The sequence below is a fragment of the Pseudomonas sp. OTU5201 genome, from assembly GCF_038440135.1.
GTDB lineage: Bacteria > Pseudomonadota > Gammaproteobacteria > Pseudomonadales > Pseudomonadaceae > Metapseudomonas > Metapseudomonas resinovorans.
On the sequence record NZ_JASATC010000013.1, the window covers coordinates 103,202 to 127,398 of the forward strand.

Annotated in this window: 23 protein-coding genes; 11 read left to right on the plus strand and 12 right to left on the minus strand. The window is 57.1% G+C overall.

Annotated features, from left to right (window positions below; translation table 11 throughout):
* Nucleotides 1–84 precede the first annotated feature (84 nt).
* The 3 genes from AAHM40_RS10705 (at nucleotide 85) to AAHM40_RS10715 (ending at nucleotide 3,654) form a co-directional block, all read left to right on the plus strand.
* Complete coding sequence (locus AAHM40_RS10705; RefSeq protein ID WP_342244619.1) at nucleotides 85–1,011, plus strand: LysR family transcriptional regulator; 927 nt, start codon at nucleotides 85–87, stop codon at nucleotides 1,009–1,011.
* 110 nt (nucleotides 1,012–1,121) lie between these two features.
* Nucleotides 1,122–2,306: a M20 aminoacylase family protein gene (locus AAHM40_RS10710; protein ID WP_342244620.1), complete on the plus strand. Its 1,185-nt coding sequence runs from the start codon at nucleotides 1,122–1,124 to the stop codon at nucleotides 2,304–2,306.
* A 43-nt stretch (nucleotides 2,307–2,349) separates the two neighbouring features.
* Nucleotides 2,350–3,654, plus strand: a complete 1,305-nt coding sequence (locus AAHM40_RS10715; protein ID WP_342244621.1) for an MFS transporter — start codon at nucleotides 2,350–2,352, stop codon at nucleotides 3,652–3,654.
* 34 nt (nucleotides 3,655–3,688) lie between these two features.
* On the opposite strand, the gene AAHM40_RS10720 is transcribed toward AAHM40_RS10715, so the two are convergent.
* From AAHM40_RS10720 to AAHM40_RS10765, 10 genes are all read right to left on the minus strand, one after another.
* The gene (locus AAHM40_RS10720) at nucleotides 3,689–4,186 is read right to left on the minus strand and encodes a MaoC family dehydratase (RefSeq protein WP_342244622.1); all 498 of its coding nucleotides are present in this window, start codon (nucleotides 4,184–4,186) and stop codon (nucleotides 3,689–3,691) included.
* Between the two features lie 221 nt (nucleotides 4,187–4,407).
* Nucleotides 4,408–5,391, minus strand: a complete 984-nt coding sequence (locus tag AAHM40_RS10725) for a hypothetical protein (protein WP_342244623.1) — start codon at nucleotides 5,389–5,391, stop codon at nucleotides 4,408–4,410.
* An 83-nt stretch (nucleotides 5,392–5,474) separates the two neighbouring features.
* Nucleotides 5,475–6,692 (minus strand): cytochrome P450, encoded by a 1,218-nt coding sequence (locus tag AAHM40_RS10730; protein ID WP_342244624.1) that lies wholly within the window; start codon nucleotides 6,690–6,692, stop codon nucleotides 5,475–5,477.
* Entirely contained in the window at nucleotides 6,692–7,039 is a 348-nt protein-coding gene (locus AAHM40_RS10735; RefSeq protein WP_342244625.1) for an EthD domain-containing protein, read from the minus strand. The genes AAHM40_RS10730 and AAHM40_RS10735 overlap by 1 nt, the downstream gene beginning before the upstream one ends.
* Nucleotides 7,036–8,310, minus strand: coding sequence for an alpha/beta fold hydrolase (locus tag AAHM40_RS10740; RefSeq protein ID WP_342244626.1), 1,275 nt, complete (start codon nucleotides 8,308–8,310; stop codon nucleotides 7,036–7,038). The genes AAHM40_RS10735 and AAHM40_RS10740 overlap by 4 nt, the downstream gene beginning before the upstream one ends.
* A gap of 46 nt (nucleotides 8,311–8,356) precedes the next feature.
* Entirely contained in the window at nucleotides 8,357–8,686 is a 330-nt protein-coding gene (locus AAHM40_RS10745) for an EthD domain-containing protein (protein WP_342244627.1), read from the minus strand.
* A gap of 41 nt (nucleotides 8,687–8,727) precedes the next feature.
* Nucleotides 8,728–9,711, minus strand: a complete 984-nt coding sequence (locus AAHM40_RS10750; RefSeq protein ID WP_342244628.1) for an aldo/keto reductase — start codon at nucleotides 9,709–9,711, stop codon at nucleotides 8,728–8,730.
* Nucleotides 9,711–10,559, minus strand: coding sequence for an SDR family oxidoreductase (locus AAHM40_RS10755; protein ID WP_342244629.1), 849 nt, complete (start codon nucleotides 10,557–10,559; stop codon nucleotides 9,711–9,713). The genes AAHM40_RS10750 and AAHM40_RS10755 overlap by 1 nt, the downstream gene beginning before the upstream one ends.
* Before the next feature lie 47 nt (nucleotides 10,560–10,606).
* Nucleotides 10,607–11,353, minus strand: coding sequence for an N-acyl homoserine lactonase family protein (locus tag AAHM40_RS10760; RefSeq protein WP_342244630.1), 747 nt, complete (start codon nucleotides 11,351–11,353; stop codon nucleotides 10,607–10,609).
* A 271-nt stretch (nucleotides 11,354–11,624) separates the two neighbouring features.
* Nucleotides 11,625–12,842, minus strand: coding sequence for a FadR/GntR family transcriptional regulator (locus tag AAHM40_RS10765; RefSeq protein ID WP_342244631.1), 1,218 nt, complete (start codon nucleotides 12,840–12,842; stop codon nucleotides 11,625–11,627).
* 186 nt (nucleotides 12,843–13,028) lie between these two features.
* Here AAHM40_RS10765 and AAHM40_RS10770 point away from each other — a divergent pair, with 186 nt between their 5' ends.
* A complete protein-coding gene (locus tag AAHM40_RS10770; protein WP_342244632.1) occupies nucleotides 13,029–14,240 on the plus strand; it encodes a cytochrome P450 in 1,212 nt (403 codons plus the stop codon).
* 313 nt (nucleotides 14,241–14,553) lie between these two features.
* Here the strand turns inward: AAHM40_RS10770 and AAHM40_RS10775 are convergent, their stop codons facing one another.
* Nucleotides 14,554–15,399, minus strand: coding sequence for a hypothetical protein (locus AAHM40_RS10775; RefSeq protein ID WP_342244633.1), 846 nt, complete (start codon nucleotides 15,397–15,399; stop codon nucleotides 14,554–14,556).
* Between the two features lie 189 nt (nucleotides 15,400–15,588).
* On the opposite strand from AAHM40_RS10775, the gene AAHM40_RS10780 reads away from it, so the two are divergent.
* Nucleotides 15,589–15,783, plus strand: a complete 195-nt coding sequence (locus AAHM40_RS10780) for a DUF6088 family protein (RefSeq protein ID WP_446731558.1) — start codon at nucleotides 15,589–15,591, stop codon at nucleotides 15,781–15,783.
* A gap of 468 nt (nucleotides 15,784–16,251) precedes the next feature.
* On the opposite strand, the gene AAHM40_RS10785 is transcribed toward AAHM40_RS10780, so the two are convergent.
* Nucleotides 16,252–16,593: a hypothetical protein gene (locus AAHM40_RS10785; protein ID WP_342244634.1), complete on the minus strand. Its 342-nt coding sequence runs from the start codon at nucleotides 16,591–16,593 to the stop codon at nucleotides 16,252–16,254.
* A 301-nt stretch (nucleotides 16,594–16,894) separates the two neighbouring features.
* On the opposite strand from AAHM40_RS10785, the gene AAHM40_RS10790 reads away from it, so the two are divergent.
* The 6 genes from AAHM40_RS10790 to AAHM40_RS10815 all read left to right on the plus strand — a co-directional run bounded on the left by AAHM40_RS10790 (nucleotide 16,895) and on the right by AAHM40_RS10815 (nucleotide 24,096).
* Nucleotides 16,895–17,356 (plus strand): antitoxin Xre/MbcA/ParS toxin-binding domain-containing protein, encoded by a 462-nt coding sequence (locus AAHM40_RS10790; protein WP_342244635.1) that lies wholly within the window; start codon nucleotides 16,895–16,897, stop codon nucleotides 17,354–17,356.
* Between the two features lie 228 nt (nucleotides 17,357–17,584).
* Entirely contained in the window at nucleotides 17,585–18,406 is an 822-nt protein-coding gene (locus AAHM40_RS10795) for an inositol monophosphatase family protein (protein WP_342244636.1), read from the plus strand.
* Between the two features lie 319 nt (nucleotides 18,407–18,725).
* A complete protein-coding gene (locus tag AAHM40_RS10800) occupies nucleotides 18,726–19,937 on the plus strand; it encodes an ABC-three component system protein (RefSeq protein WP_342244637.1) in 1,212 nt (403 codons plus the stop codon).
* 3 nt (nucleotides 19,938–19,940) lie between these two features.
* The gene (locus tag AAHM40_RS10805; RefSeq protein ID WP_342244638.1) at nucleotides 19,941–20,426 is read left to right on the plus strand and encodes a three component ABC system middle component; all 486 of its coding nucleotides are present in this window, start codon (nucleotides 19,941–19,943) and stop codon (nucleotides 20,424–20,426) included.
* Entirely contained in the window at nucleotides 20,423–22,363 is a 1,941-nt protein-coding gene (locus AAHM40_RS10810) for a DUF3732 domain-containing protein (protein ID WP_342244639.1), read from the plus strand. The genes AAHM40_RS10805 and AAHM40_RS10810 overlap by 4 nt, the downstream gene beginning before the upstream one ends.
* Before the next feature lie 836 nt (nucleotides 22,364–23,199).
* Nucleotides 23,200–24,096 carry a hypothetical protein gene (locus AAHM40_RS10815; protein WP_342244640.1) on the plus strand — a complete coding sequence of 299 codons (897 nt, stop codon included), beginning with the start codon at nucleotides 23,200–23,202 and terminating at the stop codon, nucleotides 24,094–24,096.
* Nucleotides 24,097–24,197 lie beyond the last annotated feature (101 nt).

Below are 24,197 nucleotides of genomic sequence, written 5' to 3' on the forward strand. Positions count from 1 at the left end.
TCCTCCCGCATTGCTGTTCGCCCAAAGGGCCACGGCTTGCAGCCCGGCTAAAGCAATCGGGGGCATGGATCGCCGAGACCATCGATGAAGATCCACCAGCTGCGTGCTCTTCTGGCCATCCATGAATGCGGAAGCATCCAGGAGGCCTCGCGTCATCTGCACACGTCCCAGCCGTCTTTGTCCCGCAACATCAAGGAGCTCGAGTCAGAACTGGGCGTTCAGCTTCTGGTCCGGTCCAACCGCGGAATCACCCTCACTCCCTACGGGCAGCACCTTGTGGGGCGCGCGCGCCGCATCGTGGAGGAGGTGCGCCGGGCGAAGGATGAGATCGAGAACTTGAAAGGCAGCATGGAAGGGCAATTGCGCATCGGCGTGTCCCCCGTGACACCCAGTTCGCGACTAGTCGCTGTGCTCGGACGCTACCAGCGGCAGCATCCTGGGGTAACCCTGCAGATAGAGGAGCTGCGTCCACGGCTGCTCCTGGCTGGCCTGCGAGAAGGGCATCTGGACCTGGCATTGACCTCGCATGACTGCTCGAACCTGGAAGGCTTTCATTGCCAGCAGCTTTACCAGCAGGCTGCAGCTTTGGCCGTGCGCAAAGGACATCCGCGTCGAGAGCTCGGCAAACTGTCGCAACTACGTGAGCTGGATTGGATTCTCCCCGATCGCTTCGAGGACTCGCCCGCTGAAAGGATGTTCAGTGACGCCGGACTGGCTCCGCCGGCCAAGGTGATGGTTTGCTCTTCGCTGGTGATGTACCTGGAGCTTGCAGCCCAGACTGATGCCGTGAGTCTGTGGTCTCGACGCCACCTCTGCGTTGGCAGCCTCAGCGAGAAGCTGGAGGCGCTACAAATTGCCGAACCAGTTCCGCCATTCACCTGCACACTGATCAGCCGTGATCCGGAGGTTCTCACGCCGGAGGCCGGGGCCCTGGTGGAAGACATCATCTACAAGTTCTACGGGCGTCGATCGGCGTCGGCGGACTTCCCCCTCCTGCACATCGATGACTAGGTTTCGCGATAGCAAAGTCGTATAGGCATGCGAATAGCGGATTTCCGTGCGCCTGGCGACCTTTGGCATCCTCGACGGCATCGTAAATCGTCGCCATTGGGGGGCTGAAGATGGATCCGCAACAACCCGACCTGATACCCGAGATCGTCTCTTCGAAGCACGAGTTCGCGCGGATTCGCCAGCACATCCATCAACACCCTGAACTGGGTTTCGAGGAGTGCGCCACCAGCGAGTTGGTCGCCGACTATCTTCGGGATTGGGGTTACGACGTACACGTCGGTGTAGGTGGAACCGGCGTGGTTGGCGTGCTCAGGATCGGCAGCGGGGCGCGCTCCATAGGTTTAAGGGCCGATCTGGACGCGCTTCCCATCGAAGAGGACGGGAACCGCTCCTATCGAAGCAAGCAGCCTGGGAAGATGCATGCCTGTGGGCACGACGGACACACGGCCATGCTGCTTTGCGCGGCCCGATACCTGGCTGAGTCGCGGACATTCAACGGCACTCTCAACCTCATTTTTCAGCCGGCAGAGGAAACGCTGGGTGGCGCATTGAGGATGATGAGCGACGGCCTTTTCGACCGGTTTCCCTGTGATGCCGTGTACGCACTCCACAATGCTCCTGGCCTGCCGATCGGTCACTTCGTGGTTCAGAACGGACGCATGGGGGCCTCTTCGGACGAGATTTCCATTCGCTTGAACGGGGAGGGGGGCCACGGTGCCATGCCCCATCTGACCAAGGATCCCGTGGTGGCCGCTGCGGAGCTGGTCCTGGCATTGCAAACCATCATTTCACGCAACGTTCCGGCCAGTGAAACGGCGGTTATCACGATAGGTACGCTGCGAGCGGGTGAAGCTGCGAACGTCATACCGGCGCATGCCATGTTGAAGCTTAGTGTGCGGTCCACCACCCCGGAAATACGCGCGCTGCTGAAGCGACGAATCGAGGAAGTCGTGCATGGCGTGGCACAGATCCATGGCATGCAGGTCGAGTACGAGCATGTGCCGCTCGTACCGACCCTTTTCAACAGCGAGGCGGAAACCTTGCTGGCCCGGCAGGTGATCCAGGGGCTGGTCGGCACCGGCAATATCCTCACGGCTGTTAGCAAGGGTGGTTTGGGGAGCGAGGACTTCGCCTGGATGCAGGAGCGCAAACCTGGTTGTTACGTGGCCATTGGCAACGGCACGGGAGGGCAGGGTGGCTGCTCCGTACATAACCCGGGCTACGACTTCAACGATGAGGCGATTCCCTTTGGCGCGAGCTATTGGGCTCGACTGGTGCAGACCTATCTCGTGTGAATTCGAACCCCTACAAAAAGTCCCAGCAACTCAGGTAGCTCCTATGTCCTTGCTCAAGAACAATCGCTTGATCGTCCTGGCATTGCTCATGACCGTCATGGTCATCAGTGCATTGGACAAGACCATTTTTGCGTTCGCCGGCGTGCAGATCATCGATGAACTTGAACTGTCACCGGAGCAATTCGGATTCGTCGGCAGCTCATTCTTTTTCCTCTATTCGATCTCCGGAGTGCTGGTCGGCTTTCTGGCGAATCGCATTGCAACACGATGGATACTGGTCGCCATGGCAATCGTCTGGATGGTGGCCCAGGCCCTCGTGACGTTCAGTGATGGGCTTGCGCTCCTGGTTGTCAGTCGTCTGCTCCTTGGCGCCGGAACCGGACCCGCAACGGCAGTGACGCTGCATGCATGTTTCAAGTGGTTCAGGCCGGAAGAGCGTGTACTGCCGTCGTCGTTGATCTACAGCTCGATGATGTTCGGGGTTTTGGTCGGCGCATTGAGCCTGCCCTTTGCGATAGAGCAATTGGGGTGGCGCATGGCCTATCTCTGCCTGGCTATCGCTGGCTTCATCTGGCTGGGTTTGTGGTTGATGCTTGGTGGGGAGGGGCGGTACGGCTCTGATTCGAATGGTCCCATAGCAGATGACAGCGTGCGTTTGCCGTACAAGGCACTGCTACTGAACCGCACGTTTGTCTGCGTGATATTGCTGGGATTTCTTTGTTACGTTCCCACCGCCCTGGGATTCAGTTGGACTGTCGTTTACTTGAAGAAAGGACTGAACCTTGAAAGTCAGCAGGCGGGGTACTTCATGCTGGGCATCACCGTGCTCACGATGATGGGTGGCTTGGCGGTTTCAACGCTATCCCAGCGAGCGATGAAGCGAGGAGGGAGCGCCTTTTGCACCATGATCCTGCCGCCGTTTGTCTGCAGTCTGCTCGGAGGGTTGATGTTCCTCGGAATCGGCTTTGCACATGGCGATACCCTCCTGATTCTCGCATTGCTGTTTGCCGGAACCGCGCTAGTCAACGTTCTCCCGAGCTTCAGCATGGCGATTACTGCCCACTTCGTACCATCCGGCCAACGCGGTTCAATGCTGGCCATAAACAATGCCTTCCAGACGTCTGCCGGCATGGTAGCTCCCTACCTGGTCGGAAGCCTGGTTGCGTGGAAGGGGAACGAAGTGGCTCAAGGCTTCGAGCTGGCGATTACTGGCTTTGGCGCGGCCACCATTCTGTGTGCCCTGATCGGTGGCTGCCTGGCAGACCCGGAGAGCACCCGGAAGCGGCTTTCGCTCGTTGCGGGGCAAGGGTCGGAAACGTCCACTTTGCACGCCAACGCTATCGCTTGAGCTGAGAGGCCTGTCCTGCTCGAGGAGGAGTGGGTCAGGCGTCGATGGCCACCCAGATGCCGAGCAACCAGTTGGCCGACAGGGCAGGGGAATCGCGACCTTCCACCTCGACCGTGACGTCGTAGGTCAGCAAATGAAAACCCGGAGAGCGTTCCGCCATAGCCGCGAAGGAAAACCTGCCGCGTACCCGGCTATCCACTGGCACGGTGCCGGTGAAGCGAATGCGATCGTACCCATAGTTGACGCCCATCTTCTTGTCTGCGATGGCGGGCATGGCCGTCCGCATCATCAGGGGCAGGAGCGACAAGACAAGTAAACCATGGGCGATGGTTCCGCCGAATCGCGTGTGGGAGGCCCGCGCCGGGTCGGTGTGGATGAACGCGTCGTCTCCGGTGACCCGGGCGAAGTCATCGAGCATGGTCTGGTCGACGGTGATCCAGTCGGACACACCCGCCAAATCACCCTGCAGCGTTCGCAGATCGTTGAATGTAATGGTTTTGCGCTCTGCGAGGTGGCGAGGATCGTGTGTCATGGGATGCTGTCCAGTCTCCGAGGATGTAAAGTATATACCTAGGTAACCAGGTTTCCATCCGGTAAAAGGTTCGCCTGCTGTGAGAGCGCATGACTTCGGGTATCCCCTGGAAAGCCGAGCTACTTGGTCTCACCACAGTTCGGACAGGCCTGGACGAACAACTAAGGCCACGAACCGGTCGTGGCGTAGTTATGGGCGAATCCGCTAGGTGCAGACCCCAATCAGTGCTGACCCTGAATTGCACTGGCCGCCCCCAGGGCTCCCAGAATGGCGTTGACCTCCATCACGTGTTCGGCCGTCTTGACCAGGCGATCGATATCACTGGGCGACGGTTGCAGGAAGAGCGACGGAGCCCACGAACCATCTGGGGCCTGCCGCGCTTCGAACCAATCGACCATGCGAATGAGGTGCGGAGTCCAATCTCGGCTGATGTCGACTGCGGACATCGCCGCGGCGCCCCAGCCGAACTTGCAGAGTTGAACCGACCCCAGATCGTCGAATTGCTCTGGCGTACCCGAAAGATTCCTCGTCAACAGATCAGAAGCCAGCTTCAACGGCTGTTTTAATCCGACGCGCTGCCCATAGGCCGACAGGAAGACCGCTGCCATGCCAGGCGTGTAGTAGGTTTGGCGGGGTTGATCAAAGTCGGTGATCGCCAGCCACTCCAGGTGCTTCGGCGGCTCTTCGAGCAAACGCTTTCCCTGGCGGAAGGTATAGAAACGATTGCCCGCGCTCGCCGGCTGCAACTCGAGCAGGTCCGTGATCCATCGATAAACGCCTTCAGCGATATCGTCCTGTCCTGTGATGACCGCCGCCTGACCAACCTGCGCAGTAGAGAGCAGATCATGGATGTCTGTGCTTCTGTCCTCTGGCGGGGCAATGGGAAGCCCACCAGTTGCGGGATCTTGAATTCGACGTAATGCCCCCATCGCGGCCGTCGCGGTGTCGAAGCGCTCGGTCAACCAGGCGCCGATCGCAAAATGGGCGAGGGGGTAGGCCAGAAATCGTCCTGTACCCTGCGCGGCGCCGGGAGCGAAGCCCCCATCCGCCGCGAGTTGCGTCCGCTCTGCCCAGGCAACGACCTGGGCTGCGACATGGGCCTCGCCAGAAACAGCGAGCGCCCAGGGTACGCGCGCCCACCCATTGCGTTCGCTGGCGCCGACAGGTTCGCCGGAGGAACTTATATGGTCGAGAATCCAGCGCACTCCACGATCCCGTGAGGCGCGAATACGGGAGACGCTGACGGACAGGTCTGCACCTCGCAGCAAGCCGGAACTGGTCATATTGCTCAACTCTCCGCCGGTGTTGGGGTGAAGGTTGCGGGCAGACTGGATATCCCGGCCGTGTTGGCGAAGGACGGGTAGACCGTCATCCGGCTCCGATCAATCTTGTAATCCGGCATCCGATTGATGACCGCGCGGACCATCTGGCGAATCTCCACACGAGCCAGCGGGGCGCCGAGGCAACGGTGTTCGCCGCCACCGAACGCGAAGTGATCCTTACCGTTCGGTCGATCGAGGCGGACTTCCGCGGGGCACTCGAAAACCTCGGGATCTCGGTTGGCGGCGGCCCACGACAGCAGGATTCGATCGCCTTGCTTGAGCTGCTGTCCATTGAGCTCGAAATCACGGGCGACCGTGCGGGCGGTGCCATGGTTCGGTGGGTTGAGGCGCAGGGTCTCCTCCACCAGGCGATCGAGTAGATCGTCACTCTCTAACAGTTGCGGGTAGATGTCACGGTGGTCTTCCAGCCACAGCAGCACGCTCAGGGTGGCTGACATCACGGTACCGAAGCCGCCAAAGATGGCAGCGGAGAGCATGCCGACCTGCACTTCCTCGGTCAGTGGTTCACCCATGGCTTTCTTGGTAGCGAGGGCACTGATGATGTCGTTCTGCGGACTTTCCTTTCGCTCCGCGAGCACTTGCCGCATCTTCGTCTGCACATTGCGGATTTCGTTGATCGGATAGTCGGGGTGATCGGTCGGCAGTAGCGATGCCTTGTGGGCCGCCAGCATGAATTCTTCCCAGCGCTCAGGATCGATACCAACCAGCTCCATGGTGGTCTTGGCCGCTACACGCATGGCGAAGTCACGGGCGAAATCCAGCTCGCCCAGATGAATCACGCGATCCAGTGCCTCCTCGACGTGGCGTTTGACGACCTCCGCCTGCTGCCGGACCGCAACGGGGGCGAAGTAGGGTGCCTCGATCATGCGGCGCGCATGGTGGATGGGCGGATCGCATTCCGAGAGCGACAGGGTATAGGGCAGCTCGGGAATCAGGATCCCCTTCGACCAGGGCTTTTCAGGGTCGTTGTGAGCGGAGGAGAACGAATCGGGATCACTGACAGCCTGGGCGACATACTCGTGCTTGCTCAGGATCCAGTAGCCGCCATGGGCTTCGGACCAGGCAACGGGGCAACGCGTGGCACGTTTCTCGGCTTCTTCAGCCCAATTGTCGCGATAGGCAGGGTCGTGGTGATCGAAATCGATTGTCATTTTGTCAGACATTACTGTTCTCCTTGTATCTGTGTCGGTGTTTCGTCGGCGATGTAGGTGCGCATGGACTTCCTATCCATGAACCTTTCTTCGTCCTCGGCAAGGACCTGGCCTTCCGGGGAGTGCGCGAACTTCAACGTCTCGGAGAGTCCCTGCTCATCGTCGAACCAGAACTCCGTAACGCAATCGAAAAGGGGGGCGTCTTGTCCCGGGAATGCTTTGAGATAGTTCCTGCAGTACTTGCGAAGACGTGGTAGGGAGGCGGCAGCCAGAGGGGCATGGGTGGACTCGTAGTAGCTGCGAAACTCGTCGAAGCTCAACGACTCTTTGCGTCGTACCAGGAGAATCAACTTGATCATTCTGATTGCTCGCTTTGTTGTACCAGGCGGTCAAGGATGGGGATGATGGTTTCGCAGAAGCGCACGGGGTCGTCCGATGGGGCGAAATGGCCGAGGCCGGAAAGCACGATGTGCTCGACACCAGGAATATGCCGTGCCACTGCGGCACCGCCGTTTTTGGGGTACAGCTGACTGCCGTCGAACTCGCCCGTGACGACCATCACCGGCGTTTTCGATGTGTCGATCAGGTGACCGTCTTCGCGCAGGTCATGCTGATTCATGAAGTAGTCGTTATCGCCCGCATAGACGCCGGGGAAGTTCGAGCGATACACCCAGTACACCTCCTGCGCGGAGGCTTCGGGCGCTTCGGGTGCCGTGGCCGCCAGAATCCGGGAGGCGAAGAAGTCCGTCGAAGTCGTGGGCTTGCGATGGATGTCGTTGTTGTACTGGCCTCTGGAGCGAATCTCGTACCACCCGTTCAAGGCAACGAAGGCGCGATAGTGATCGGCATGATGTGCGGCCAGGTCCAGGGCGAGTTGCCCACCTACGGAGCAGCCGAGGTAGATCGGCTTGTTCAGGCCAAGCGTTTTGACGATGGCCGTGCTCCAGTCGAGCAGTTCGACCTTGGTCGGCCGATAGGCCTCTTCCCACCAGCGGGACCCAATCGGCGGAAGAGACTTGCCGTGAGAGGGAAGATCCCAGGCAATCATCCGAAAGCGGCGTTGCAGCTCGGGATTCGCCAGCATGTGCCGATACTGGCGGCCGTCGGCGCCTGCAGTGTGCTGCAACACCAGGGTGACCGGGCCATCGCCGGCCTCTTCGTAATAGACGCGAGCCTTGGTGTCGCCGTTCTGGACGAAAACATACCGACCGACCGCGCAGTCCGTTTCCCAATAGGGTTCCGGTTCGCTCTCCTGGCGTGGGGTGTCGCCGGCAACCGCTTTGCGGAGGACAAGGAACAGCCGTTGCAAGGCTCCTTGATAAGGCGCGAGAAACCTCTCGAAGTCGCCCTCGATGACCGCGCCGTGCATCTGGCCAACCGAAAGACTTTCGTAGCCAACCTGGGGATTGGCGACCAGAGCTTGCTCCCAGAAACTATCTGGACCAGAGATGGTGATATCAGCGTTCTTTCCCGCAGCTGTGGCCAGGGAAAGTACGCCGTTTTCCGCTGAGAGTTCGAATGTGAACCCTCCCAATGCAAGGCGGATGAGCGCAGTCAGCCCACGGAGTTTGTACTGCAACTCGGCATCTGTTTGGGCGACTGAAAGAAAGCGATCTGTATTTATTTTCATATGTGCCTCAGCAGTCTGAAAGAACTAAATATTGTTATTGTTGGGGCTATTGGTTTTCTTCGATCGCCAGAAAGACTTTGGTTTGCTCCCTATCCACGAAATTAACCTCATCCTCGGCCAGAACTGCACCTTCCGATGATCGACCAAATGCGAGAGAGGCTTTCAAGGCATGCTCATCCGCAAACCACAGTTCGGTGATGCAATCGAAGGGCGGTTCGGGTTGACCTGGAAAGGAAGCCAAGTAGTTGCGCGTGTAGTTGGACATGTGCACTAGGACACTTCTGGCAAGAGGGGCATGCACACGCTCATAGTATTCCTGGAATTCGGCATGACTAAGGCCGGGTTTCCGTTTGATCAACATAACGATTTTTGGCATGTCAGATTCTTCTCGGCAGCGCTTTAGTCGTGGTCCGGCAGCTAGTTGTGGCCAAGAACAGGATGGGGCTTATAAGGCTCCTCCAGTTTTCTGATTTCTTCATCACTGAGAGTTACGTCCAGGGATTCCACCGCCTGATCCAATTGTTCAAGCTTCGTCGCACCGATAATGGGAGCGGTTATGGCGGGGCGTGACGCTACCCAAGCCAGGGCCACCTTCATTGGGGGAAGATCTTTCGCTGCTGCTACTTCGCTAAGTCGCTGCTGAACTTCGAAATCGTCTTCTCGGAAGTAAAGAGAGCGAGCGAAGGCATCACTCTTTGCACGCGCGGTACTACCACTGCCTTCCTTGTTACGGTTTCCCGCCAGGAAACCTCGGGCCAGGGGTGACCATGGAATTACGCCGATACCTTGGTCCAGGCAAAGCGGAAGCATTTCACGCTCTTCTTCTCGGTACACCAGGTTGTATTGAGGTTGCATGGAAACGAACTTGGAAAAGCCATTGCGCTCCTGAATACCCAGCGCTTTTGCGAATTGCCAAGTGTGCATCGAGGAGGCGCCAAGATAGAGAACCTTGCCGGCTCTGACCAGGTCATTGAGGGCTTCAGCCGTTTCCTCGAAGGGCGTCTCATAGTCCCAGCGGTGAAGTTGATACAAATCAATGTAATCAGTGCCCAGCCTTTTAAGGCTGGCATCAACTGCGTTCATGATGTGTTTGCGAGAAGCTCCGCGTTCGTTCTGGCCTGGACCGGTAGTGCCAAAGAACTTGGTGGCGATGACTACCTCTTCACGGCGTGAGAACTCCCTGATCGCCTTGCCGAGTACTCGTTCGCTGGCACCTTCGGAGTATGCGTTCGCGGTATCGAAAAAGTTAATCCCGTGCTCGATGGCTCTTTTGAAGAAGGGCAGGCTTTGCTCATCATCCAGTGTCCATTCCGAGTGAGTTTTTCCCTTTCCGTAGCTCATGCAACCCAAGCAGAGTTTAGAAACCTTGAGCCCAGTTTTTCCAAGTCGAACGTATTTCATTATTTGTTCACCCAATTAGCAAGTCTGGTGTCCACGGAATTCAAGGCGTTAATAACTTCGGCGCTTCTTTTATTCGAGAAATCACGAATCTTTGGATCGGTGATAATTAGGAACTCACCGTTAAGGACTCCAGTCAGGCAGAGGGCCGCTGTAATGCTGGGGTTCTGGCCTTGCGCCGTTGCGGCACTGGCCCGCTCGGCGTATTCCTGAGGCATAGCGGACTCACCACCGTATCTTTCTTGGCGGGTGCGTCGGGCGTCATAAAGTTTGGTATCAACCACGCCGGGGCAAAAAATAGATACTTTCACGCCTGTATCAGCGAGGTCTCGGCGCAATGTGTCGGCCAGGGCCAGACTGGCATGCTTGGTCATGGTGTAAGCGCTGCACGGGCCCGTCTTCGGCACGCCCAGTGAGTTCTCGGAACCCGTGATAACGAAGTGTGCAGTTTCGTTTTCTTCAGCTGCTTTGATTAATAGGGGGACGAAAACCTGGATAGTGGAAAAGACACCGCGGACATTTACGTCCAGCAACCAATCGAATTCAGCAGGAGCAGTGCTCAGGATCGACCCGGCGATGGCGACTCCAGCATTTGCGTATACATGGTTTATTTTTCCGAAGTCTCTGATGACTTTTTGCGCGAGGTTTTCGACTTGGGTGCGTTCGGTGACATCACACTGATATGCACGTGCTCTGTGCCCTAGGCTGGTGGCCAATTGGCTGGCCTCGGATAGGTTCACGTCGGCAATTGCTACCGACGCGCCCGCTTCCGCGAGCGCAATAGAAAGAGACTTTCCTATGCCACTTGCCCCGCCAGTTATAACGGCGACGGTGTTGTTGAGGTTGCTCATTTTTATCGACTCCCGTTCTTATTTATATGGGTGAAACGCCGTCAGGGTTAAAGAATTGGAATTCCTTGGGGAACGGAAATCCAGAATTCGCCGTCATGGCCATAGAAAATGCGCGCACCTTCCTCGCGCATTGACTGCAGCCTTTTTAAAGTGTCCAGGCTTTGTTGCTTGTCATAGACGTGGCCGGGAAGTCGCATCTCATCCAGGGAGAGTTTTAGATAGCAGCAGTCTGCAGTCAGAACGACGTCGCCTTTTGGCAACTTGATGCGAGCACACTGGTGGCCGGGTGTGTGCCCATAACTTGGGAAGATGATTACAGATCCATCATCGAAGAGGTCGTACTCACCATTTATCTGAAGTACAGGATGGCCAGTGTCGTAGTCTTTCCGGTTGTAAAGGTTACTGTCCTCGGCATTCCGGGCTGCGGACATTTCGAGGCGCTGGACAATGATCGTTGCATTGGGAATGGAGGCGTTGCCACCACAATGATCGGCATGAAAGTGCGAATTGATGATCCAGTTCACGCTGGCCGGATCAATCTCCATCGCGCGAAGCCGCGCGGCAATGTCCGCACTTTCGTCGAATTCATACCCCGTCTGGGCTGGCTCCAACTTGAACCCCTTTTCACGCAGGAAGCGCCTGCCCAGCCCTGTATCGAACAGGGCCAAGCCTTTGGGGTGGTCGATGAGATAGGCCGGCACAGGCGATTTCACGACCTCCTTCTCTCCTCCGTCGAGGAAGAAGCTCATCGGTGCCTGGAACCAACCACAGGTGAATGCGAACAGACGTAGCATCGCTACCCTCCTTTTTGAAGAGTAGTATATTAATGCTTTTCGTTGATTCACAACCCGATTGTTGACTGCTGGCTGCGTTTCATCGCCCTCAACCCGTGGGAGGGTCGAAGCGATCCGTGGAAAAAGCCTTTCTGTTCAGGTAGATAGATACGGTTGGCGCGGCTCTGTGCTGCGTAAGCGAATATTTCGGGGGGCTGAGAATGCCCCTTGCACGCTTTGCGCGCGCAAGGAGGTGAATTGTGAATAGGGGCGCGGGGGATTGCTCCCGACGCTACAGTTCGGACAGGATCTTTATGAACGTCCCGGCGAGCGGATTGCTTCCAAGGTGTTGGTGCGTACCGCCGGCGCTGACGGAGGGAAGGGCGTCCAAAGCGTTACGTACACAGGCCGCTTCTTCCGCTGTGAGTCCTGCGCGCCGCAGATAGCGTGTGCTCGCAAGAGTCATCTGAACGGGGTCAGGTCGAACGACTCGCAGCCCGCTGGCACCACCTCGGCCCATCTCCACCACGCCGAGGCGTTCGAGTGAGCGGATGGCCTCACGAATCACGGCGCGCCCTACGTCGAAGCGCTCCATGAGTTCAGCTTCCGAACCTAGATGCATACCTATTGGCCAGCCGGCTTCGAGAATCTGCTGACGCAATTTGCGCGCAATCTGCTCAGCTTTCTTGGGTGGACGTCCGGCAGGAAAGAGCTGGTCCGCCCGCTCCAATGCGCCTTCGCGGCTAGATAGGCCGCTCATCATGGCAGAGTGACAAAACACGTCCTCGAAGTGCTCGAGGAACTGGTCGTCCCATACCAGCGCCTGCTCCAAGTCACCTTCGATCAGCGCTTCAGCGGTCTTCCTGGTGGATCGCGCCATGGCCCCCATCAGCCCTTTGAAGGTTTCATCATCCAGGGCCGAGTACCACGACGCGTGTATCAGTGCCTGGCCGATGGAGTGAACGAACAGACTGAGTGCAGCATTCCCGGCAAGGTCGAGAAGCGAGCGGCGGATTTCAGCGGTAGCGGAAATCATCTCCGGGCTGAAATCATCGCCAATGGCCCGAGCCAATGTCTTCAGGCGTGCGCGGGTACTATCGTCCATGCGCTCTGCTGATTGCTTGATCATCACGCTTTCGAGTGCTTTGCGCGCCGCACGAATCTCGGATGGGGTGGGGCCGAGAAACTCCAGATAGTTGCTCAATCCGTTGCGCACCGCGTCGAACAGCGTAGAGGCGACGAAAAGTCCACCATTGCGGCCCCGCCGCGACTCAACCATTCCGATCTGCTCGAGCAGCACGATCGCTTCGCGAAAGCTCCAGCGACTAACGTCCGCCGCAGCCGCAAGCTCCGCCTCTCTTCCCAGGGCAAAACCTACAGGCCAGGCCTCGATAACGATGCGGTCCTCGATGATTCTGGCGATTCGCTCTGCCAGCTTCATCTTGCTCGATTGCTCGGCGTGGGTTCGACCCGTGTGTTCGAGGTAGCTGAGAAGGGGGCTGCTCGCCATGTGCGATCTCGTTCGATGCCGCTTACAAAGAGAGTGGGAGTGAGGTGCGGATTATGAGGGGGCGGGTCGAGTCGGTCGATCCCTGTCGTCAGCACATTTTTTCGAAGGGTATTACATTTAAATTCGAAGAGTATTATGTTTTAAGGGCTTCGCCCGCTGACACGACCGAAACCGACGAGAACAACCATGACAATCAATCCCTGCCTGCACCACGATGTGGATCTGCTCAGCTCTGCGACCTTTTCAGAGGGGCCGCCACACGCAATCTTCGACGCACTGAGAAATCAGGCTCCCGTTTATGGCCAGCCCAGTCCGATGGGTGGGACGGCCTGGTCACTGACGCGCTACGCCGACATACGTGCAGTTGGCACGGATGCGGAGCGGTTCACGTCCGCCGAAGGCATGCACTACCCAAACCTTCGTGATCACGCGAAGCACAAGCGCGACAACATCATGTTCAACGACCCACCCATCCACACACGGTTGCGCACCTTTGCTGCCAAGGCGTTTTCGGCCCCGGTGGTGGCCCAGTTCGAAGGCTGGATCCGTGAGCTGTGTGTGCAGATCGTGGACGACGTGCTCCAGCAGGACCGAGTCGACATCATTCCGGCCATTGCCTCGGAGCTGCCCGGCCAGGTCATCGCCAAGGTCATGGGAGTGCCCGACCATGAACGGCCGCTGATCATCAAGTGGGCGAATGACATCTTCGGCCGCCTGGACCCCTCGATTGGCATGGAGCGTTCGATTGCCGCGGTTAAGGAGTGTGAGGCGTACGCATTCGAATTGCGTGAACGAAAGCTGAAGGAACCCGGAACGGACATGGCGACGGAACTTGCCCATGCTTCCCGTGGAGGAATGGGCATAACCGATGGCGAGTACAAGGAAATGGTCAGTTCATTGATCATCGCTGGCTACGAGACAACGCACACATTGATTGCACAGTCCCTGGTGCTGATGGCTCGCGATCCCGAAGTTCGAAGGCAGGTAGAAGCGACGCTGCCCGGCCAAATGGGGCCCGTAGTCGAGGAGTTGCTCCGCTACACCTGCCCGGTCATGCACATGGGGCGAACAGCAAAAGTTGACCTCGAACTGCATGGCAAGCAAATCTCGAAAGGGGATTTTGTGCTCATGTGGTTTACCGCTGCGAACCGGGACCCGGCAGTCTACGAGAACCCGCACCTGTTTAATGCTGCCCGGCTGAGAGTCGGTAATGCCAGCTTTGGCGGCGGCGGTCCACACCTGTGCATGGGTGCTCACCTGGCACGCTTGGAAGGTCAGATTCTTCTGGAGGAGATGAACAAACGGAATCTTCGCTTGGAGCTGGATGGCGAGCCAGAGCGTTCCGTTGGGGTCTTCATCAATGCCCTACGGAAGGTGCCGATGCGAGTGATCAGGTGATGCCTCGCTGAGGCGGTAGTCTCTCAAGTTCCGTTTGCGCTCGGTGGCACTGCTTTGCGCGGCTACCGAGCATACTACGAGAGCGTATCAAGATCTGCCCGCTACCCAGCCCCACAAAAACCAGTCTGCGGCGAGGGCAAGGGATTTGCCGCTCTATCTCGGCTTTGACCTTAGCTGAGTAGGTGAAAGCCGGGCGAACATTTCGATTCACACTGCAGCATGCGCATTTCGTCGAGTGCAATGGATTGGTGTTCTGGGACATTCTGGCTACTGGTGATCATGGGAGGAGCACTGCGAGGGCAGGGCGGTGACTTTATAGGTCAGGAGACGCCAGGGAGCGGCTACGAAAAAAGGCGCGAATGCTGTGCTCGTAAGCTCCACGCTGACTCTCACTGTAGAGTTGCAGCAGCGACTCTGGCGACCGCGCCAAGCGTTGGATGGCAGCACTGATTCCTACGATCATCCGTCTGCCCCATTCATTTCGCGGACAATAAATACCGGCTGGAACGAGGTGCGGGTTTTCCACTATTGGCAAACTGACCAGCGCACGCGCTGGAGCAATTCCCTTGGTTAGCTCTGATGCCACGGCTGGGAACTCGATGGTGTAATCCAGGCGTTCATGAGCAATCATCGCGATCAGATTCACGCCGGGTGAAGATGTGTTGATGACTTTTATTCTGGCTTCCCGGATACCTGCTTGGATCAGATCAGCCAGCTCCGACGGATAGCCACGAGTGGAGGCGATACCTCCCTTGAGCGGGGTACTGATTAGCTTGGCCAGACTGACCTTCCCATCATTCAGAGTCTGGGGGGGCAGCAGGCCAGCACGACTTACCAGTTCCATTGGCGGGGCCGGTACATAAGCCGCGAAGAATCCAAATTTGCTGCGACCTGGATGTTCCAGAGTGAGTGTGGAGCAAACCTGGCGACCCGCTTCAAGGTCACGCTCCAAGCGCTTATGCGTGCTCTGCTCATGCACGTGATTGAACTCAGGCAGATTCTCTTCGAGCAGCCTCTGCGCTTCGTAGATGAAGCCCGCCCTTTGTTGCGTTCCGGCCCCCGGCAAGGTCATGACCAACCATGTCATGTCCTCGGCCTGGGCAAATGGAAGGCTTAAGGCGATTACGCAGGCGAGAAGATATCTGGGGGAATTCAGCATGCTTGGCACTGCGGGCCGCTCATTGAGTTGGAATGTGCCTCGCCCTCTCGCGTAAGCATAGCTCCTTCGGAAGGTAGAGCTTCGCCAACTCGAATAGGTGGCGGTTGCTGATGGAGTGACAACTGGCCATAAGAGGCTCGTAAGGCCGTCTAGCAGCTTTCACCCGACGAACAGCTTGTCCCAGCTTCTTTGGGAAAACTCCTGGCAGACGCGGGGGCCGGCGTCTACATGCGCCCAAAGTTCAACCACTACGCTGGCAGAAATCTCCGCCCCAGTCCGACGAGCGTGATGCAGGTCATTACAAAGTCGAATGGGGAAACGATCCAGATTCACGGTTCCGAAGCTGCCCGCAGGCTCGGCCTCAGCACTCAAAGGTCGCGGTAGGGATGGCAGTTACCTGCCACCCCCCGCACAGATCCGTACGTGCGGAACTACCGCATACGGCTCCTGCCTCGGGTATGTGACGCGAAGCGATCCTCAGGGTACGGGTGTGCATTCTTTGGGCTGGGTATGTAGTGATCTGAGAGCAGTCCGAAACGAGACCATTGCAGTCGATTTCGCTGGCTGCGTCGCCCGAGAGCCTGGCGCCAGTACCTATAGATAGCTTTCCTGAAGCCACTGAGACGCTTCAGGTTTTCTGGCACCGCGTGGTAATTGAAAGATGTCTTTGGCTAGCAGAGGGCAGGGGAGAGGCATGTAAATGCCGGCTTGGAAGATGATGGCTGGCTTTCTTCAGATGCGCCCCGTCGCCCCGGATAAGCTCAGGCGTCTGGGGCCAGCGCAAAGGATTATCCGCCCATGAGTCGGGCTCAAGGGCAAAAGCTCGTGCCCCGCTTTAGTCGCAGTCCTAGCTCACGGTTCCCCCTCATCAAACAGGTGGCGCACCTCATGCTCTCGGCGGAGTGTGGCCTTTGCGTAACCGAAACAGGCCTTGCACAGGCACAGACCTTCGCACTCGCCATCTCGCCACCGCGCCTGAAGCACACCATGCCCTGTTTCGGCCGTGACAGCACCACACACATCGCACAGTACCGTCTTCTTTAGCTGAATCGCGCCGCCATTGGCCAGTTCGCCCTCCAATTCCAGGACGTCGCCCACCTTCCATCCGGCAGCCTGGAGTAGATCGTCTGGCAGCTCAAGGATCAGGTCACCGCTGCCGTCAGCGGCGTCGCGGCAAATCAATTTCCAACTCATTGGCCATGCCTCCGAGGGATCAGGTTGGCTGTCGGTACTCACGCCTAACGGACGAAGCGCAATCGGCGGAGACCACGTTTTATCGCTGCCAGGTGCCTCACCAGTGCGGGTCGGCGTATTATCCCCAAGCCGCCCTAGTGAAGCCTCTCCCAGAGCCCATACTGGTGACGAACCTAGGTCTGTGCCAGCCTCCGTTGGGCGGCTGGTTTTACCGCTGCCTCGCCTTCAAGAGACCGGCGGCGCCTCCTGTGGGCCTCATGGGGTGAGGCCAGGTACCGGCAGCACCCCGAGGACTAATAAGATGAATGTAGCTCGCGAGTCATCCGCCGCCGCACTGGAAGCCTTGGCGCAGCGAGCGGCTGAACAAGCAGCCCAGGCTGGGGTTTCAGCAGAAGCATGCCCAGTGCCCGGCACCAGTATGACGCTCAACGAGCTGCTTCACGCCGCCCGGCGAGTACCGCTTCTTCGGAAGCGTCCGCTGGTGTGCCGTGCGCTGGGCATCTCTGAGCGAACTTTGCGGCGCTGGCTGCACGAGCCTTCGGCACACCTCAGACTTGCCCATGGGGAGCGGTTTCTCAGATTGATTGCCATAACCGCCCACGCGGAAGTTGTGTTTGGTTCCGGCGTCGCAGCAGAACGCTGGTTCACCGTTCCGGCTATGGGGCTAAACCGACAGGTACCGCTGGACCTGATCAAAGAGCCCGCTGACTACGAGCAACTGGCCGACTTTCTGACTCGACTCGAGTACGGTGTATACCAGTAAGGGACAGGCTCGCCTTGCACGTTAGTAGCGTCAGCGCGCGGTAACCAACGCAGGTGGCGGTTGAATCTCCGGCTCGGCACTTGGAACTTAAGCGCAGCGAACGGAGAGCGAGGGGAGGGGAGGGGAGGCAATCTTAGGAGGCGGCACGTCTGGACGTAGAGGATAGTTCCTGCCCTGTCGCCCCCGGCACTGGGATCTACTTCCATTACCTCTACACAGGCTCTGTATATGCTCCAGCTCGACCTCAAATCCTTACTCGACCAAGTAGTAGCTCAAGTATTCCTGGCCGGGACGCGGTTGACCGCCGAATGGGGTCGAGCTGAGGGGCCGCGCGGTTGCGGCGACAAGGCACCCGTGGACGTGGAGATCGAGCAACAGCTGCGCGAAGCGTTATTACAGTTGTTGCCTTGCGACTTCTGGGGCGAGGAAACCGGGCATGTCCTGACCGGACACTCAAGGTGCTGGGTGATCGATCCCAACGACGGCACCAGCGACTTCCTGAAGGGCCGAAAAGGCTCGGCCATCTCGGTCGGGCTCTTAAGAAACGCGCTGCCGGTACTGGGTGTCGTACACGCGCCGGTCACGCCAGATCGTGGCGCTGACTGCATCGCGTGGGCCGAGGGATTACCGCACCTGCTGCGCAATGGCCAACCAGTCGTAAATGACCTTAGTCAGCAGCGACTAGGTGACCTGGCCATGGTCATGGTGAGTGCGGCTGCCGAGGCTAAACCTCAAGTAAACGCTGAGCTCTGTGCGCCAGCTCAGTTTCATGCGATGCCAAGCATTGCCTACCGCCTGGCGCGTGTTGCGGCCGGTGACGCGGCTTGTGCAGTCTCGCTGTATCCGGTGTCCGCCCATGACGTGGTGGCCGGGCACGCTTTGCTGCGAGCCAGTGGCGGAGTCTTGCTTGACCAGGATGGCCAGCCAATTAGCTACCGGACCGAGCGCGAAATGGCCGTCGTGTCCCATCGAGGCTTCGGTGGTGCGCTGCAAGCCTGCCAAGACTTGCTGGGGCGTGACTGGAACCGGGTATTGGGATCACGCGTATGAAGTCGCTGCCTCGGAACCAAATAAGTGACAAGGAGAGTTTCCTGCTTGTCAGCTCATTACTTCCGAATTTGGCAGAAGAATTACTTCCGAGGACTGCATGGGGCAGCAACCGGCCAGAAGCGGACATTCACCAAGGTTCTATTTTGAGATTTGGTGGCGCCCACAAAGCCGGGGGGCAGTTCACTGGTTGCTGATTTGGGCTTTAGCATATTTTGAGGCAGTTCTTAGCCACCTGAAACAGGCTTGATGGATGGCACTCTGGTATCATTCAGCGATTTTTTTGGATCGCATACAGTACTGGGGAGTCTAGTGGTCGAGAATGGATGGGACAGATTCGAACATTGTTCATGACGCATCGGCGGCTGCGCTAGGGTTTTACTATCAGAGCCAGTATGCGCTACTGACCTTGGTACAGCTGAGAGCAGATGATGCTGCAGTGGCCATTGAGCGGCTTGATGACGTTGAAATCAAGGCCAATGGACAGTCCCTACTGTACCAGCTCAAGCACTCCATCCAGGAAAATCCGCCTCCAGTCACCCTCACATGTGTGGCGCTATGGAAAACCATCAAGGTATGGATCGACGCCATCCCGCTAGTATCGCTCGCTGATACGAGGTTCCACCTCGTCGCAGTGGGCCCAGTACCCGACGGCTCTCCGTTGATGGCACTGTGCGCCGAAGAAACTGATCGAGAGCCCTTACTCAAGGCAATGCTTGAGGAGGCGCAGAGGGTTGTCGCAGAGCGCGCGGACGACCGAGCAAACAAAGTCAGTCTTCGCCATGCTGCTCGTGCCAAAGGCTGTGAGGCCTTCCTCGCGCTTGACCCTGCCATCAGATCCAGTCTGCTCAAACGAATCTTCATAAAGCCTGATGAAATCACCGTCAGTGAGATTCCTGCTGCCTTATCCCGCCACCTGCATTTACTGCCCAAAGAGCACCGTCTACGTGCCGCTGAGAGCCTGCTCGCATGGTGGGATCTGCAAGTGGTCTACACGCTGTGTGGTAAACGCGAACGGGTCATTTACCGCAGTGAAGTGGAGCACACCCTCTCGTCGATCATCTCCCAGTTGGACGAGGATAAGCTGACCGCTGACTTCGATATGGTGAACCATCCGGACGACTATGAGGCTGACAGCATGCTGTACCGTCAGATCGCTTTGGTCGGCGGCAAGCCCTCGGACATCAGCAAAGCCGTTCGCGAGCAATGGAGGGCGGTAAACCAGCGAGCAAAATGGATCCTCGAAAAGCCTCAACTACGCTCGAAGATCGCCTCGTACGACGCCAAGCTCCAGGAGTCCTGGTTGGATATTCACACCCGGATGGTCGAAGATTGCGAAGCGCTGAGCCCCGAAGAGGTCGCATCCATGGGGCTGAATGTTTTGCGGTGGACTCACGATTTGGCGCCGAAAGAAGTCGAGCCGATCTCATCAAGCTGGAGCGGTCACTACTATGTACGAGGCACCTATCAGCTATTGGCCATCGATCTGAAGGTGGGGTGGCACGCCCAGTACCTGAAGCTTCTCAAGGAATAGGGAATGGCCATCACACACGATATTTATGCCGAAACCAACCCGGCATATTGCGCCGCATTACTGACCCATTTCGTTACAGGGTACTTGTCGTTTGGAACCAGCGCTCCTGACATCACGTTGTGCTACGCGGCTCTGCCGATAGCACTCTCGGGTGACCTGGCTTCGACCTTTGATAGTACCAACCGAAGCACAGGCCTGTTGGAGTGGCTGCATCGGAGCCCAGTCATTCAGATCCGGCTCGCGGACAGAATTAACGGCTCACTGGAGATTGTGACCGAAGCAATCCAATTCGCCTGCTTCAGCCAGTTGTTAGCGCTCAATCCAGAAGGCCGTGTAGTCCGGGGGACATCCTCGATGCCTAAGCAACTCACCGCGCAATTGAGTGAGGACACTCAGCAAATCTTCAAGAAAATTCACCGCTTGGGTTACTGGTTTGCCTCAGCGGGTACTACACGGACAGTATTCGACATGATGGGGTTGGAGCTATGAGCCGCTGGAATATTTCAAACATTTTTTTCATCGGCGAGGGAGGTCGAGTACGCGACCTCCCGCTGAAATTGGGAGAAGTGAATATCTTCACCGGTGCATCCGGTACGGGTAAATCCACACTGATCAAGGCTATCGATTACTGCCTTGGCTCCAGCAAATGCGAGCTGGCAGCGCACGTGAAACGACATAGTCTCGCGGTGGGTGTGAAATGGGTGCTTGGGGATGCGCAGATGATCACCGCGCGACTAGTCCCGCCTGTGGGGCAGGGCACCAGCACCAAAATGTACGTTAGCAACGGAAGGAATCTGCCAATCCCAAGCCATGTCGAGCAGCTTCAAGGTTTAACGACACTTGAGGCAGCAAAAGGCTTCATCGAGCGCGCCTTTGGAATTGCTGGTGTGCCCGATGCCTCCGATGACAAGACTGCCCGTAAATGGCGTCCAACGGTTCGTCACGCGACGGCTTACATGTTCGTCCCCAAGGACGTCATCTATAACGAAAATGCTCTGCTGCATGGGCTGGATCAGGCTGATGAGGCCCCGGCCATTATCGAAACGATGCCCTACTTCCTTCGTATTGTGAGCGAAGACTCGGTGCTCCAGGAGCGGCGCCTGCGTGACCTTCGCAAGCAGCTTGAGCGAGAGGAGCGACAGCAACGGGTTCGCCAGGCAGCCGGCAGCGACTACAAAAAACACGCCCTGCGTTTGCTGCATGATGCAAGCCGAAGTGGCCTGTGCGACACCCCTTCCCAGGAGTCCTCCGAGAAAGAACTGGAGGGCGTCCTCAAGCGCGTTCAGCGCTACGCCAGCAGAACCGGTTCGAACCCGAATGAGAGTGAACTCGGCAAGTTGTATGACACTCGTCGTAGTCTGCTGAGCACCCTTGAAAAAACGAAAAGACAATCACGTGCGACTAGTTCAGCCCTTCAGGACATGGTGGGGTTCGAGGGGACGGTACGACGCCAATATGAAAAGCTGAAAATTGCAGAGCATCTCAAGCCGGCAGCAGACACATGCCCGTTGTGTGACAGTCCGACTGAGCGTGGCGCCGCAATTTCCGAGGCTATCCGCCACTCCATGGACATCATTCGGTCAGAGAGTGTCGCGGTTGAGAACGTGAGGCCTCGACTGATCGAGCACCAAGACTCGTTGGACATGGAAGTTGATCGCCTGAACCGCCAACTGAGTGAGGTTGATGAGCGCATCAAGACCTGGATTCGGCAGAGTGAGGAGGCCAAGCAGTTGAATACCTTGGCCCAGTACCATGCGAACCTGCAGGGAAAGGTTTCACAATTTCTGGAGATGAATCCGACCACGCCGCAGCCTGGGTCAGACCTAGGTGTCCTGCGAGACCAAATCCAGAGTTTGGAAGGGCAAATCGACACCGAAGCCAAGGAAAAACTGCTGCGGTTTGCCGAGCGCAAAGTGTCCGAATACCTGTCGGAGGCGTTCGGCCAGTTGCCTACGGTTGCCCCCTGTATCGGGGCAGACCTTCAGTTTTCCTCCAGACCACCAGATGTCGCGATCATCGAGCAAGGCTCAAGGGCTGTGTTGCGGCTGCATGATGCCGGGTCAGACGAAAACTATCTGGCTATTCACGTTGCCCTGTCTTTCGCGCTACAGAAGTATCTGGGAGAGATCGACGCCCCGGTACCTGGCTTTCTCGCGTTTGACCAGATCAGTCGACCCTACTACCCGCAACGTGGAGAAGACGAGTCGACCATCGAGGAGAACGAAGAGGTCTCAGCCATGCGTCGGCACCTCGACTTCCTTTTCGAAGAGACGGCTGCTCAAAAGGGCCTACAGGTGTTGCTGATCGAGCACGCGTTCTTCGGCGACGACCCCAGGTACGTCAAGGCCACTCGTATGCGATGGAACAAGCAGTCTGAGGATGCTCTGATTCCTCGAAATTGGCCTAGGCGGCCAGACACTATTTGACAGGCCACAAATGGGCCCTTCATGCGGCGAGCACATTGGTAGCACATGCTGGGAATAGCCCCGTGCGGGTTTCCAGCATGGTGAATCGGCCCAGTTTTCGTAGACACCTTTGAACGTCTTCTACTGACCGGTAAGCGTTCTTCGCGAGCGGCAGCAACGGGTTGGATGCTTGCTGCCTGATGCCGTCTACTCTGGTGTTGAAGTGGAGCTTCCAGGCATAGGGAATCGAACCCTTGAGTACGATGCTTTGATGCGTCGCTATGTGTGCTGATGCTACTGTCTCCGCGGCTTCGGCGCCTCATTCCGTACCTTTCCGTGCCATTAATTTCGACACATTTTCAACACTTGTCGGATGGGGCATTCGGCCGGAAGCAGACGTAAACCTCGTTTCAGTCATGGGGCCACCTACAGTTCGGGCTATACTCGCCACACCTCGGCAGCCTGCAAAGCATCGAGATAGAGCAGTTCGTGGTGTACATTCATGTAAAAATTGAGCTTGACAAGCAGTCCTTCCTGGGTAGCATACAGCTCTGCGAAAATTTACGCCTTTTATCGCTCATTTTGCCTTTGCGCTATGGACCAATGGCACCTGCGTGATAAGCTCATGCTCGTATCGTTTCACTTCTAGGCTTAGGTCAAATGGGCAGCGTACAAATCCGGTCTTCGAATGACAGCATGTCGGCCATGCTGGGCTTCAAGAGCCGTTCGCGTGACGCTCAGGTTGGCGCCGTCCTGGCTGCCGATGCGGATAGTCTTGAGCTTGCTAGTCAGCACATCAAGGCTGCTCTGCGAGGCAATTCCGCTTTGATCGCCCGCCCACAACGCTTCGCTGCTCTGTGCAGCTAGAAGATACCCCCGACACCATCGACATCCCGTTCGAACGTTTAGAGCGCTCGGACCTCTTCGTCTTTCTGCGCGAGCAGATCCAGAAGGTCTTTAAGCCCTCTCTTGAAGCGGCAGTGAAGGACCACGACTTGGTCGTGATTGGAGGCCAGTCTCTAGCGCTGTGGGCCAGGCAATACCTCATTGACGAAATGACGGGCGAAGATATCGGTTTTCTGACTAGCGATGATCTCGACTTCACAGGCAACACTTCATCTGTGAAATATTGCGAAGAGCAGTTGGGGGTTAAGTTCAGAACTGCAAGTATTGACGAATGTACTCCTGAGTTAGCGATAGCCAACCTTTCGTGGAAGGACGACAGTATTTATGTCGATATCCTTAAAATGGATAGTGTTGGAGGTGTTTCTGCGCAGGAGATATCCAAATATTTGTCGGTTATCGATCTAGATGGTGTTCCAGTTGCAGTTATAGATCCGGTTACCTGTGTGAAGTCTAGGCTGCACAATCTTTTTGCTGGCTGGCAGAGATACAAGGAACGTGAAAGTGTTCGAGTTAAGATAGCTATCAGAGCGTCCGAGTGTTATATACGTGAAATTTTAGTCTATGAAGGTTTCAGGTTTGCAGCACCTTATATTCGCCGCATAAAGGATCTTGCGCTTTCAGAGAAAGGTAAGCGGATATATGTAGAATATGGTATTGATCTTCTACGTGCGATACCTCAGGATGCTGCGATCCTTCCTAAGGATTACATTGAGAAAGAACTACCTCGGATGCAAAGGGAAGTTGGCTCAGTCAGAAATAGAAAGCTGAAGCTGTACCTCCGACACCAAAGACCAGTGCATTACACTCTTACGTCCGGTCCGGTTATTGCGCAAATCGATCCACGATAAATGGGAATGCATTCTACTGCAGGAGTAGCACTCACTGCCGCCGGTACCAGCACCGGCGACGGGTTGGAATGTGTCTTGGATACGATTTTCTTGGCTAACGT